Below are 12,508 nucleotides of genomic sequence, written 5' to 3'. Positions count from 1 at the left end.
TTTGGGGCCTATAGCTCAGCTGGTTAGAGCGCACGCCTGATAAGCGTGAGGTCGATGGTTCGAGTCCATTTAGGCCCATCAAAATGTAGTCATACATTTGGGGAAGTACTCAAGTGGCTGAAGAGGCGCCCCTGCTAAGGGTGTAGGTCGGGAAACCGGCGCGAGGGTTCAAATCCCTCCTTCTCCGTTTTTTATTGGTCCGTTGGTCAAGTGGTTAAGACACCGCCCTTTCACGGCGGTAACACGGGTTCGAATCCCGTACGGATCATTTTTTACTTTTGGAGGATTACCCAAGTCCGGCTGAAGGGAACGGTCTTGAAAACCGTCAGGCGGGTAAAACCGTGCAAGGGTTCGAATCCCTTATCCTCCTTAACTGTCTCTTTTGTTGCGAGCAAAAGAATCACAGTCCTTTAATTACTGTAAAGTAATTACTTATCGCGGGATGGAGCAGTCTGGTAGCTCGTCGGGCTCATAACCCGAAGGTCGTAGGTTCAAATCCTGCTCCCGCAATTGCTTTGTTTAACGGCAAAGCAGCAATACAAAGCTTCTGGTTTGGTAGTTCAGTTGGTTAGAATGCCTGCCTGTCACGCAGGAGGTCGCGGGTTCGAGTCCCGTCCAGACCGTTGTTTTTGGCTCGGTAGCTCAGTTGGTAGAGCAATGGATTGAAGCTCCATGTGTCGGCAGTTCGATTCTGTCCCGCGCCATAGGAATGCGGGTGTAGTTTAGTGGTAAAACTACAGCCTTCCAAGCTGTTGTCGCGAGTTCGATTCTCGTCACCCGCTTTGCATTTTTTATTTGGGGCCTATAGCTCAGCTGGTTAGAGCGCACGCCTGATAAGCGTGAGGTCGATGGTTCGAGTCCATTTAGGCCCATTACATTTTTAAACTGGTCCGTTGGTCAAGCGGTTAAGACACCGCCCTTTCACGGCGGTAACACGGGTTCGAATCCCGTACGGATCATGCAAACACTCTTGAGAGTGTTTTTTTATTGCCCAAAAATGATCTTTTTATCATTTTTTCAAGCATGAGCAGTCAAAATTTGTTATAATCAGTCCGTTGCAAGTTCCCGAAAGGATTCGCAGCTGCGAAGATGCCTTGTAACCGAAACATATATTAGGGGGAATACAAAAATGACAGAGAAACACTTATTTACATCAGAGTCCGTTTCAGAAGGACACCCAGACAAAGTAGCCGACCAAATCAGTGATGCCATCTTAGATGCGTTGCTTGCCGAAGATCCAATGGCACGGGTCGCTTGCGAAACGTCAGTTACTACCGGATTGGTTTTAGTCTTTGGAGAAATTTCTACTTCTGCTTATGTAGATATTCAAAAAGTCGTCCGAGAAACCATCAAAGAAATCGGCTATACACGAGCAAAATTCGGCTTTGACGGCGATACGGTTGCTGTTTTGGTAGCGATCGATGAGCAATCACCAGATATCGCTCAAGGCGTTGACGATGCTTTAGAAAGTCGTGGAGAAACGGATAAAGAAGATATCGGTGCCGGCGACCAAGGCTTGATGTTTGGTTTTGCCGTTGATGAAACACCTGAATTGATGCCTTTACCGATCGCGTTGAGCCATCGGCTGGTACGTCGCTTAGCAGAGTTGCGGAAAAACAACGAACTAAGCTATTTGCGTCCAGATGCAAAATCACAAGTAACCGTTGAATATGATGATAACGATCAACCACAAAGAGTGGACACCGTCGTTATTAGTACCCAGCATGATGATGCGGCTGATAATGAAACGATCCACCGTGATGTCATCGAAAAAGTGATCAAAGAAGTGATCCCTGCCGATCTTTTAGACGAGCAGACAAAATATTATATCAATCCTACTGGTCGTTTTGTGATCGGCGGTCCTCAAGGGGATGCCGGTTTGACTGGCAGAAAAATCATCGTTGATACTTATGGCGGCTATGCACGTCATGGCGGCGGTGCGTTTTCTGGAAAAGATGCAACCAAAGTTGACCGTTCAGCCAGCTATGCGGCTCGCTACATTGCCAAAAACATCGTAGCAGCAAAGCTAGCCAAAAAAGTGGAAGTACAATTAGCCTATGCGATCGGTGTGGCACAGCCCGTTTCGATCAGCATCAACACTTTTGGCACAGGAACCGTCAGCAACGAGCGCTTGATCCAAGCGGTACGGGAAAACTTTGATTTGCGACCAGCAGGAATTATTGAAATGTTAGATTTGCGCCGTCCGATTTATCGTCAGACTGCCGCTTACGGACATTTCGGTCGTACAGATATCGATTTGCCATGGGAACGCACCGACAAGGTGGCGGCACTTTTGGCAAGTGTGAAGGATTAAAAGAGGCGACCTCTATTGATGACTATCAATAGAGGTTCTTTTTTTTGGAGTAAAAGGAGGAGTTATATGCGAACCAATGTAAAATTAGTCACCATTGCGGTTTTTGTCGCAACGTTTATGACCGCAATCGAAGGAACGATCATTACGACAGCGATGCCTACCATCGTTAGTTCATTGAAAGGGATCGAGATCATGAACTGGGTCTTCTCGATCTATCTTTTGACCAGTGCGATGTTGACCCCGATCTACGGCAAGTTTGCCGATAATATCGGCCGCAAACCAGTCTTTTTATTTGGGACGTTGCTGTTTATTATCGGGTCGGCGTTTTGTGGGATGGCCAACACGATGTTGACGTTGATCATTGCCAGAGCGTTGCAAGGATTAGGCGCAGGTGCCATGATGCCCGTTGCCCTAACGATCATTGCGGACCTGTATCCCGTTGAAAAGCGGGCGAAAGTCTTAGGGCTCAATAGTACGGCTTGGGGGATCGCCAGTGTCGTTGGTCCCTTAGCCGGTGGCTTGATCGTAGATACGATCGGGTGGCATTGGATCTTTTTTATCAACGTACCCATTGGATTAGGGCTGATTGCCTTGATTTGGTTTTATTTTCATGAAGAAAAAAAGGCCTTTGCTGCAGTCAACATTGATTATGCAGGCAGTCTCTTGTTGATGTTGACACTAGTAGGGCTCCTGCTAGGCTTCCAGTTGCTGGGAGATTATGGTGTGAGTCTGCCTGTCCTCAGTCTGTTCGTTTTTTCTGTCCTTATGTTCATCGGCTTCGTTCGGGTGGAGAAAAAAGCAGCAGATCCGATTATTGATCTGAAGCTGTTTCACTCAAAATTATTTGTGGTGGTCAATATCGTAGCAGCTTTGGCTAGCGGCTTCTTGATGGGGATCGATGTTTATATCCCAATGTGGATGCAAGGAGTCTTAGGCATGAGTGCGGGGATTGGCGGGCTTGTGTTGGCACCGTTGTCGATTTTATGGATGATTGGTTCCTTCTTAGCCAGCCGTTGGTTGACACAGCACAGTGTCAGCTGGGTCTTGACGGTTAGCTTGTTGATCACGGCTACCGGTGCTTTGTGGCTGTTTTTGACACCAGCACAGACGTCATTCTGGTTGTTCTTGGTCATTTCTTCTATTACTGGCGTCGGGTTAGGGGCAACGATGGTGGTTTGTACGGTTACTGCCCAAACCAGCGTTGGCCCCACACAAGTCGGCGTGGCGACTTCTTTCAATACCCTGTTGCGAACGATCGGGCAAACCATCATGGTAGCGGTCTTCGGTATCGTTTTAAACACCAGTAATAGCGTAGGCTTAGCACAGGCACAAGTCAATGATAGCAGTGTCATGAATCAGCTAGTAGATCCAGCCGCTGCGCGCCAGCTGCCAACCGCATTATTAGGGCAATTACGGGAGATTCTTTATAGCGGTCTACACTGGGTTTTTGGGATCGGTGTTTTACTTATTGTGCTAGCGATTGGTTTGACCCGCACGATTTCGCGAGAATCTGGTACAATATAAAAAAAGGATCGCAGGTGATTGTATGGCTTTTTTACAAGCAAATATCTATTCAAATGTTCTTGAAATGGAGGTAATGATCGATGTGATCTTGCCTCAAAGTACCAAGAAAAAAATCGGCACGCAAAGCCAATCGACGGGCACAGATCTCCCGGTGCTTTATTTATTGCATGGGATGAACGGAAATCATAGTGTCTGGCAGCGACGGACGTCGATCGAGCGGTATGCCGCAGAGTATCAACTAGCGGTCATCATGCCGTCTACTGATCTGGGGTGGTATACCGATACGACCTATGAGATGAAGTATTGGACTTTTATCGCCGAAGAATTACCACAGATTTGCCATGAGCTGTTTCCTCAGCTGACGCAAAAACGAGAAAAAACTTTTGCGGCTGGGCTTTCGATGGGGGGCTACGGGGCAGTAAAACTCGGGCTGAGAAAGCCTGACCAGTTTGCGGCGGTAGCGTCTTTGTCTGGGGCATTAGCGCTGGCTGAAAGCATGGATTCCTTGCTGCAGCTGCGAAGCCAAGCTTATTGGGAAGGAATTTTTGGACCATTAGAGCAATTCAAAGGGTCAGAAAATGATTTGATCCATCTGATTGAGACCATCGATCCAAGCACAGCGCCGCGCTTTTTTATTAGCTGCGGAACCGAGGATCAGCTGTATCCGGCAAGTGAATATGCGGTGGATAAGCTGCAAAAACGCAAACTAGCCGTAACGTTTGAATCGGGAACTGGGGATCATGATTGGAATTTCTGGGATCAATGGATCCAACGAGTCCTGCAATGGCTTTTTAGTGAATAAAAAAACCATCAGTCGATCGACACCTTAACGTGCCGAGGACTGATGGTTTTTTCGTTCGATACAAAATAAGATCGGCGGTTGGTTGCGCTGATTGATAAATTGATAGGAAAGGACATTGAATGCCTCTTGCGGCAGCTGCTGACAAAAGGAGTGTACTTCTTTCAGCTCTGCTTCGCCGCCAGCGTGTCCATAATAGCAGACGAGGATGATTCTACCTTTCGGGGCTAAACGTGTCAGTAAAGCTTCTAAAGCCGTTTTCGTTGTATCAGGCAGCGTGATGATCGCTTTGTCCCCTTTCGGCAAGTAGCCTAAATTGAAAATGGCGGCGTGAACCGGACCACTCACAACATCTGCCAACGTCTCATGGCCTTGATGGATCAGCTGGACTTGCGCCAACAGCTCTTTTTCAGCCAACCGCTTTTTGGTAGCTTGCAGGGCTTGTTCTTGAATATCAAACGCAAACACCTGACCAGTTGGGCCAACTAAGGAAGCCAGTAATTCCGTGTCGAAGCCGTTGCCCATCGTGGCATCAACGGCGGTTTGTCCCGGTTGCAGAACTTCTTTTAAAAGGGTGTGGCTATAGCGCATAGCGGTCGGCAGCATTGACAGGCTCCTTTCGCACGTTGAATTTTCCTTGATAGGAGTTGCGGCGCAGCATTTCTTGATCGATCTCATTCAAGACTTCCCATTTTTTCAAACTCCACATTGGACCTACCAGAGAATCCCATGGTGCATCGCCTGTCAAGCGATGAATGATGATCTCTGGGGGGATCATTTCTAACTGATCGCAGATCAATGACACATAGGTATCGCGCCGCATCAATTGCAAACGTCCTTCATGATAATCCCGCAGCATCCGAGTATTGCGCATCAAATGCAGCAGGTGCAGTTTGATGCCTTGGATATCAGAATCTTGAATGGTGCGGCGGACATTTTCTTGCATCATCTCGATCGTCTCGCCTGGCAGGCCATTGATCAAATGGGTACAGACACGAATATTGTGTTTGCGCAGGCTGGCGACGCCGTCTAAGTAAGTTTGATAATCATGGGCGCGGTTGATGGCATTGCTCGTGGTTTCAAACGTCGTTTGCAGTCCTAATTCGACCCATAAATAAAAGCGTTGATTGAGCTCTGCTAGATAGTCAACGACATCTTCTGGTAAGCAGTCTGGTCGGGTCCCAATGGAGATCCCGACAACACCAGGTAGTGTCAGCACTTGCTCGAAGCGCTCGCGGATCACTGCCACCGGTGCGTGGGTGTTCGTAAAATTTTGAAAATAGACAATGTATTTGTCCACTTGTGGCCACTTTTTGTGCATCATGGCGATCTCTTTTTCAAACTGCTCTGGCAGTGGGGCTTCAGGAGCTACGATCATATCGCCAGAACCGGACACACTGCAAAATGTACAGCCGCCTTTGGCAACGGTGCCGTCACGATTGGGGCAGTCGAAGCCCGCATCGATGGGGACTTTAAAGATTTTTTCGCCAAATTCTTGCCGCAAAGCAAAGTTCCACGAATGGTATCGTTTGTTTTTATCTTCTGCATAAGGAAATGGATTCATTTTTTTACCTTCTTTTATAATTGTTTACGCGTGAAGCGCCAGACAAAGCGTTTTTGCAAGTAGTACGGATAGGTCAACAGCAGCCAAGACAGGCCAACACAAAAACCGCCTAACACATCACTGGGAAAATGCACACCAACATAAATACGGCTGATGCCGATGCAGCCAATCAAAAGGCCCAGCAAAAGGCGAATGCCCCATTGCCAAAAAGGCTGCTTGAAGAAAACTGGGACCAAGAAGAGCAAGGTTCCATAAAAAATCATACTGCCCGTCGAGTGTCCACTGGGGAAACTGAAACTTGATTCCGTGACTAAGTGTTCAAGAGTTGGGCGCTCCCGTAAAAAGACCAGTTTGATCAATGGATTAAAGAGCCCAGCAATCCCGATGGTACCAATACTGAGCCATATAGCTTCAGCATAATACTTGTTGATCACTAAGACAGCTAAAACAGCGAGAAAGAGCAAGATGATCGTGGTAGGATTCGCAAATTTTGTGACCCATAGAAAAAACGGTGTCCAAAACGGGTAGCCGCTGCGGATGATGCGAGTCAAGGTTTCGTCAAAGGAGACCAACCAAGTAGGGTAAAATTTCACGACATAGCCGAGAAAAACGAACAGCAGTAAAAAGCAACTGCCCGCAAATTGAAAATAAAGTTTTTTATGCATGGATAAGCCTCGTTTCTAGAGAATTTCTGTCAATTATTGTCATTAAGTCAAAGAGACATCTAGAAGGTATTATAGCATTTATCACAAGTCGGAAAAAGCAGGGAACGAGCAAGGGGTTACTCGTCTGAGCAAGCGATACGTTTATCGGGAGCAGGCCAATTGCTTCATTGCAATAAATGTTCGTTTGATTACAAAGAGTTTACAGTTTCTGAAATCGGCTCAAATACCTTTTATAAATTCTTAAGAAATTGTATACTAAACCTACGTTCACTATAAGGAAAAAACGGAGGAATAACGGACATGAACACGAGTCAATCAAGAAAAGTACATCGTCAAGCAGACCAATCGGGCGATAAGTATCGAGTGATCAAAAAAAGTGCAGTTGTTTTAGGAACAACACTGACTGCTTGCTCTGTTGTAGCTCCATTGGTGTCATCGGTTCAAGCAGAAGCCGTAGAGACCTCGATTGCCCAAGTTTCTACTAGCAATTTTGCCGCGCCGAATACTTCCGCGTTTATTGCTGAAATCGCTACGTACGCCCAACCTGTGGCAAACGCCAACGATCTATATGCTTCTGTGATGATAGCGCAAGCCATTTTAGAAAGTGGTTGGGGCCGAAGCAGCTTATCAAAAGCACCGAATTACAATCTTTTCGGAATCAAAGGCAGCTATAACGGTCAAACCGTTTATATGAGTACCTTAGAATATTTGAACAACCAATGGTTGACTATGAATGAACCCTTTAAGCGTTACCCATCTTACACGCAATCATTTGAAGATAACGCACGTACTTTACGCTCAACTTCTTTACAAAGCGGTGTCGCGTATTATTCTGGCGCTTGGAAAAGCAATACGACTTCATATCTTGATGCAACCGCATGGCTAGCAGGCCGTTATGCGACTGCACCAAACTATGCCTCTTCACTGAATGCCGTGATCCAGCAATTTGGGTTGACGAAATATGACACGCCAGCTTCTGGCAATGCCGGTGGTGGCGCCACAGCCAGTGCTTCAACGAGTATGACGACCACGACATCAGCTGTCAGCACGAGCGGCAGTCAAACCTATACAGTCGCTTCGGGCGACTCAGTCTGGTCGATCGCCAACAAACATGGCATCTCCATGGATCAGCTGCGCAGTTTGAACAATATCAAAAACGATTTTGTTTATCCAGGACAAACCTTGAAAGTCAACGGCAGCGCCCAAAGTACTTCGGCAACTTCAACGGTATCGATCGTCAATCGCAATGCTTCAGCAACTACATCAGGCAATACCTACACCGTAGTTTCTGGCGATTCCGTTTGGTCGATCGCCAATAAGCATGGCATTTCGATGGATCAATTTCGCAGTTTGAACAACATCAAAAATGATTTTGTCTATCCAGGTCAAAAAGTTGTCGTTAGCGGTGGTTCGTCTACGAATACCAGCAGTACTACGACCGTCAGCACGGCATCAACGGCTAGCCAAAGCAGTGGCGGCACCTACACGGTAGCAGCTGGCGATTCAGTCTGGTCGATCGCTAACAAGCATGGCATCTCGATGGATCAGTTCCGTAGCTTGAACAATATTAAAAACGACTATGTTTATCCAGGTCAAAAGGTGGTTGTCAGCGGTAGTTCTACCCGTACAAGTACAACGACGAGCACGACCGTCAGCAGCCAAACCAGCAGCAGTGCTGCAGGCAACACCTATACGGTGGCTTCTGGTGATTCAGTCTGGTCAGTTGCCAATAAACACGGGATTTCGATGGACCAATTCCGCAGCTGGAACAACATCAAAAATGATTTTATCTATCCAGGACAAAAGGTGGTCGTCAAGCAAGGCGGCACGGCAGCTACTACCAGCACTTCAGCGACAAATGGTACGTACAAGGTCGCATCGGGGGATTCTGTTTGGGGGATCGCAGATAAGTTCGGCATCACGACGGATCAATTTATCCAATGGAACAATATTCAAAATAACTTTATTTACCCAGGACAAACAGTTAGGGTAAAATAGATTGCTATTCCTAATGATTTTTGTTAGGATAAGTGCAAAGAAACTTTCACGTTTGAGAAGGAATAGTAGAAGTACGGTGGGACTTTTAGAGAGTGCATGGTTGGTGGAAATGCACAGCACACCTTTCGAACTCGTCTTCGAGTGATATCTGACTGAACCTGGTTTGGCTAGGCAGATACGGCGATGGCCGTTAAAACATCGAGGTCTGCTTTTTTGAGGAGCAGATGAACTTAGGTGGTACCACGTTGATAACGTCCTATAAAAATCATAGCGATTTTTATAGGACTTTTTTTAAGTTTTGCTGGTTGATTTGACGAGCAAAACACCAATTTTTTAGGAGGAGTCCATCGTGAATTACAATCACAAAGAAATCGAAAAAAAATGGCAAAAATATTGGGCAAAGAAAAATGAATTCAACACCCATGATGAGCCGGACAAACCAAAATTTTATGCGCTAGATATGTTTCCATATCCATCTGGACAAGGATTACATGTCGGACATCCAGAAGGCTATACAGCTACGGATATCTTGAGCCGCTTCAAACGCAGCCAAGGGTACAATGTACTGCACCCAATGGGCTGGGATGCCTTTGGTCTGCCTGCCGAACAATATGCATTAGACACTGGAAATGATCCAGCGGAATTCACGAAGAAAAATATTGAGACCTTCCGCCGTCAAATCAATGCGCTAGGGTTCAGCTATGACTGGAATCGTGAAATCAATACGACAGACCCTGAGTACTACAAGTGGACGCAATGGATCTTTACCAAGCTTTATGAAAAAGGGTTAGCTTATGAAGCCGAAGTTCCAGTAAACTGGGTACCAGAGCTTGGAACCGTGATCGCCAATGAAGAAGTCATTGACGGCAAAAGCGAACGGGGCGGCTACGATGTGATCCGCAAACCGATGCGCCAATGGATGCTGAAAATCACGGCGTATGCTGATCGTTTGTTGGACGATTTAGAAGAAGTTGATTGGCCAGAAAGCATCAAAGAAATGCAACGCAATTGGATCGGACGTTCGGTCGGAGCCAACGTTACGTTTAAAGTGGCAGGGATGGAAAAAGACTTTACCGTCTTTACGACTCGCCCAGATACCTTGTTTGGTGCGACCTACGCCGTATTGGCACCAGAACATGAGCTAGTGGCCCAAATCACTACACCAGAACAAAAAGCAGCCATTGATGCCTATGTAGAAGAAGCGTCGAAAAAATCTGATTTGAACCGAACAGATTTGGCCAAAGAAAAAACTGGTGTCTTCACAGGTGCCTATGCCATCAATCCCGTGAATGGTAAAGAGATCCCGATTTGGATCGCCGATTATGTTTTGGCTTCTTATGGAACAGGTGCGATCATGGCGGTTCCTGCCCATGACGAACGTGACCACGAATTTGCCAAAACATTTGGCTTAGAGATCATTCCTGTATTGGCAGGGGGCAACGTGGAAGAATCTGCCTATACCGAAGATGGACTGCATATCAATTCAGACTTTTTGGATGGGCTAGACAAAGAGACAGCCATCGAAAAAATGGTCGCATGGTTGGAAGAAAACCACGTTGGGAAAAAAGAAGTCAGCTATCGTCTTCGCGATTGGTTGTTCTCTCGCCAACGGTATTGGGGAGAGCCAATCCCAATCATCCATTGGGAAGATGGGACGACTACGACGCTTCCTGAAGATCAGCTGCCGTTGCGTTTGCCAAAAACCGACAATATCAAACCAAGCGGTACTGGTGAATCGCCATTAGCCAATGTCACAGATTGGGTCAATGTCACCGACCCTGAAACTGGAAAAAAAGGACGTCGTGAAACCAATACGATGCCGCAATGGGCTGGAAGTTCATGGTATTTCTTGCGCTTTATCGATCCTCATAATAAGTCTGTTTTGGCAGACTACGACAAATTGAAACGCTGGATGCCAGTCGATATTTATATCGGTGGCGCAGAGCACGCTGTCTTGCACTTGCTTTATGCTCGCTTCTGGCATAAATTCTTGTATGATATCGGTGTCGTGCCAACGAAAGAACCATTTGAAAAATTGTTCAACCAAGGGATGATCCTTGGGGAAAACAATGAAAAAATGTCAAAATCCCGCGGCAACGTCGTCAATCCAGATGATGTCATCAATCAATACGGTGCGGATACTTTGCGTCTATATGAAATGTTTATGGGACCATTGGATGCATCGATCGCTTGGAATGAGAATGGTCTTGAAGGCAGTCGTAAATTCTTGGATCGTGTGTGGCGCTTGATCGTCGATGAAAATGGCAAAATGCGTGACCGCATCACGACATTCAACGATGGCAAATTGTCGAAAGTTTACCATCAAACCGTTAAGAAAGTGACGGAAGATTTTGAGCAGCTGCACTTCAATACGGCGATTTCCCAATTGATGGTCTTTGTCAATGAAGCGTACAAAGCCGATGCCTTGCCTTACGAATATGTCGAAGGATTTGTGCAGCTATTGGCTCCGATCGCACCGCATATCGGGGAAGAGCTATGGTCGATCCTCGGGAATGACCAAGGGATCTCTTATGTGCCATGGCCAACCTATGACGAAAGTGCCCTAGTGGAAGACGAGATCGAAGTCGTCTTTCAAGTCAACGGCAAAGTTCGCGCCAAAGCAATGGTGCCAGCGGATGCCGAAAAAGCAGTGCTTGAACAATTGGCGCAAGAAAACGAACTTGTCCAAGAACAGCTCCAAGGAAAAACGATCCGTAAAGTGATCGTCGTACCGAACAAATTGGTCAATATCGTTGCAAACTAAACGCTAAAAAATAGCTGCCTAGCAGATCGAGGGTCTGTTAGGCAGCTTTTTGGTGACGACAAAGAAAAAAAGTGTTACTGAGTAGTTCTCAGCAACACTTTTTTGTTATTTTTTGCGAATGATCCCATAGAACAAAGCGGCTGTTGCGACCAATGGAATCAAGATCACTAGTAGAAAGCCGTTTGGATACGTAGCGCGAGTGAAAATTTCTGATGAAGCATCACTTCCGCCAAATAGATGATTGGAAATCATGAACTGAGCCATCATAGCAACGATTGCGACAAAACCAATTGCAGCACCAGTACCGACGAAAATTTTTTTCTTTGCGTTGTTCATTACATTTGCCCCTTTTATAGTCTCTATGTATCATTATACAAAATTTGGATGCGTGTTCAATCTGATTTTGTCAAATAATTGATTCGTAATACACTTGAAATGTTTCTGACATATTTAAGCACCAGAAGAGTAAAAATTCCCCTGTAGACCGATCATATTATTCGCTGATCCTCACGGACTCTCGTATAATAAAGTAAGAGAAAAGAAAGAGGGGACTTACATGGAGTATCAATCATTTGAAGGCCAGTCGGCTTTTTTTGAAGATTATGCACGGATTGCCAAACCTGGCTATGAGGAAGAGGCAGTCACTGCCGATGTCTTAGAACAGTTGAATCAACAATTAACAGAAGAAGAGCTGTTTTATCGTTTAGCAGCCGAAGATGCCAAAGAAGGGCAAGTCTTTTTGTTTCCTTTCAGCAAACGAATGTTTACCGAAGACCTTGACGCCGCCATTTCAACAGAATTCCGTTATGATGGCGCACCCTATGTCTATGAGACTTACGAAGACGAACAACCTTAGTCACGCAGAAAAAAAGCTTTCAGA

At 46.1% G+C, this 12,508-nt stretch carries 10 protein-coding genes, 10 tRNA genes, 1 riboswitch and 1 other annotated feature; of the genes, 16 read left to right on the top strand and 4 right to left on the bottom strand.

The window, feature by feature from the left end; translation table 11 throughout:
* Window positions 1-4: 4 nt before the first annotated feature.
* From A5867_RS16985 to A5867_RS16925, 13 genes are all read left to right on the top strand, one after another.
* Window positions 5-78, top strand: a tRNA-Ile gene (locus A5867_RS16985).
* A 21-nt stretch (window positions 79-99) separates the two neighbouring features.
* Window positions 100-187: transfer RNA gene (locus A5867_RS16980), tRNA-Ser, on the top strand.
* Between the two features lie 9 nt (window positions 188-196).
* Window positions 197-268, top strand: a tRNA-Glu gene (locus tag A5867_RS16975).
* 12 nt (window positions 269-280) lie between these two features.
* Window positions 281-370: transfer RNA gene (locus tag A5867_RS16970), tRNA-Ser, on the top strand.
* Window positions 371-436: 66 nt separating this feature from the next.
* Window positions 437-510: transfer RNA gene (locus tag A5867_RS16965), tRNA-Met, on the top strand.
* Window positions 511-549: 39 nt separating this feature from the next.
* Window positions 550-623: transfer RNA gene (locus A5867_RS16960), tRNA-Asp, on the top strand.
* 8 nt (window positions 624-631) lie between these two features.
* Window positions 632-704 (top strand) — tRNA-Phe (locus A5867_RS16955).
* Between the two features lie 7 nt (window positions 705-711).
* Window positions 712-782: transfer RNA gene (locus A5867_RS16950), tRNA-Gly, on the top strand.
* Between the two features lie 16 nt (window positions 783-798).
* Window positions 799-872, top strand: a tRNA-Ile gene (locus tag A5867_RS16945).
* A 15-nt stretch (window positions 873-887) separates the two neighbouring features.
* Window positions 888-959: transfer RNA gene (locus tag A5867_RS16940), tRNA-Glu, on the top strand.
* A gap of 91 nt (window positions 960-1,050) precedes the next feature.
* Window positions 1,051-1,132, top strand: a riboswitch (SMK box riboswitch).
* Window positions 1,130-2,314, top strand: coding sequence for a methionine adenosyltransferase (gene metK / locus A5867_RS16935; RefSeq protein ID WP_005233362.1), 1,185 nt, complete (start codon window positions 1,130-1,132; stop codon window positions 2,312-2,314). (Overlaps the previous riboswitch by 3 nt.)
* 66 nt (window positions 2,315-2,380) lie before the next feature.
* Window positions 2,381-3,838 (top strand): MDR family MFS transporter, encoded by a 1,458-nt coding sequence (locus A5867_RS16930; RefSeq protein WP_016609940.1) that lies wholly within the window; start codon window positions 2,381-2,383, stop codon window positions 3,836-3,838.
* Window positions 3,839-3,860: 22 nt separating this feature from the next.
* Window positions 3,861-4,640, top strand: coding sequence for an alpha/beta hydrolase family protein (locus A5867_RS16925; RefSeq protein ID WP_005227672.1), 780 nt, complete (start codon window positions 3,861-3,863; stop codon window positions 4,638-4,640).
* 24 nt (window positions 4,641-4,664) lie between these two features.
* Here A5867_RS16925 and A5867_RS16920 read toward each other — a convergent pair whose 3' ends face one another.
* The 3 genes from A5867_RS16920 to A5867_RS16910 are packed head-to-tail and all read right to left on the bottom strand — an operon-like array spanning window position 4,665 to window position 6,866.
* Window positions 4,665-5,243, bottom strand: a complete 579-nt coding sequence (locus A5867_RS16920) for a class I SAM-dependent methyltransferase (RefSeq protein WP_034857576.1) — start codon at window positions 5,241-5,243, stop codon at window positions 4,665-4,667.
* Window positions 5,218-6,201 carry a TIGR01212 family radical SAM protein gene (locus tag A5867_RS16915; protein ID WP_087628085.1) on the bottom strand — a complete coding sequence of 328 codons (984 nt, stop codon included), beginning with the start codon at window positions 6,199-6,201 and terminating at the stop codon, window positions 5,218-5,220. The genes A5867_RS16920 and A5867_RS16915 overlap by 26 nt, the downstream gene beginning before the upstream one ends.
* Before the next feature lie 14 nt (window positions 6,202-6,215).
* Window positions 6,216-6,866: a phosphatase PAP2 family protein gene (locus A5867_RS16910; RefSeq protein ID WP_005227675.1), complete on the bottom strand. Its 651-nt coding sequence runs from the start codon at window positions 6,864-6,866 to the stop codon at window positions 6,216-6,218.
* Window positions 6,867-7,166: 300 nt separating this feature from the next.
* Here A5867_RS16910 and A5867_RS16905 point away from each other — a divergent pair, with 300 nt between their 5' ends.
* The gene (locus A5867_RS16905; RefSeq protein ID WP_087628084.1) at window positions 7,167-8,864 is read left to right on the top strand and encodes a LysM peptidoglycan-binding domain-containing protein; all 1,698 of its coding nucleotides are present in this window, start codon (window positions 7,167-7,169) and stop codon (window positions 8,862-8,864) included.
* 42 nt (window positions 8,865-8,906) lie between these two features.
* Window positions 8,907-9,126 (top strand) — a binding site (T-box leader).
* An 87-nt stretch (window positions 9,127-9,213) separates the two neighbouring features.
* On the top strand, window positions 9,214-11,628 hold the full coding sequence (gene leuS, locus A5867_RS16900) for a leucine--tRNA ligase (protein ID WP_087628083.1): 2,415 nt from the start codon (window positions 9,214-9,216) through the stop codon (window positions 11,626-11,628).
* A 105-nt stretch (window positions 11,629-11,733) separates the two neighbouring features.
* On the opposite strand, the gene A5867_RS16895 is transcribed toward leuS, so the two are convergent.
* Window positions 11,734-11,964 carry a hypothetical protein gene (locus A5867_RS16895; RefSeq protein ID WP_005227680.1) on the bottom strand — a complete coding sequence of 77 codons (231 nt, stop codon included), beginning with the start codon at window positions 11,962-11,964 and terminating at the stop codon, window positions 11,734-11,736.
* Window positions 11,965-12,184: 220 nt separating this feature from the next.
* Between A5867_RS16895 and A5867_RS16890 the strand changes: the two genes are divergently transcribed.
* The gene (locus A5867_RS16890) at window positions 12,185-12,484 is read left to right on the top strand and encodes a DUF5960 family protein (protein ID WP_005227682.1); all 300 of its coding nucleotides are present in this window, start codon (window positions 12,185-12,187) and stop codon (window positions 12,482-12,484) included.
* The last annotated feature ends 24 nt before the right edge of the window (window positions 12,485-12,508 follow it).

The organism is Enterococcus sp. 6D12_DIV0197 (assembly GCF_002174385.1).
GTDB lineage: Bacteria > Bacillota > Bacilli > Lactobacillales > Enterococcaceae > Enterococcus_D > Enterococcus_D casseliflavus.
The sequence above is the reverse complement of the archived record's forward strand: the minus strand, read 5'-3'. Positions and strand labels throughout refer to the sequence as shown.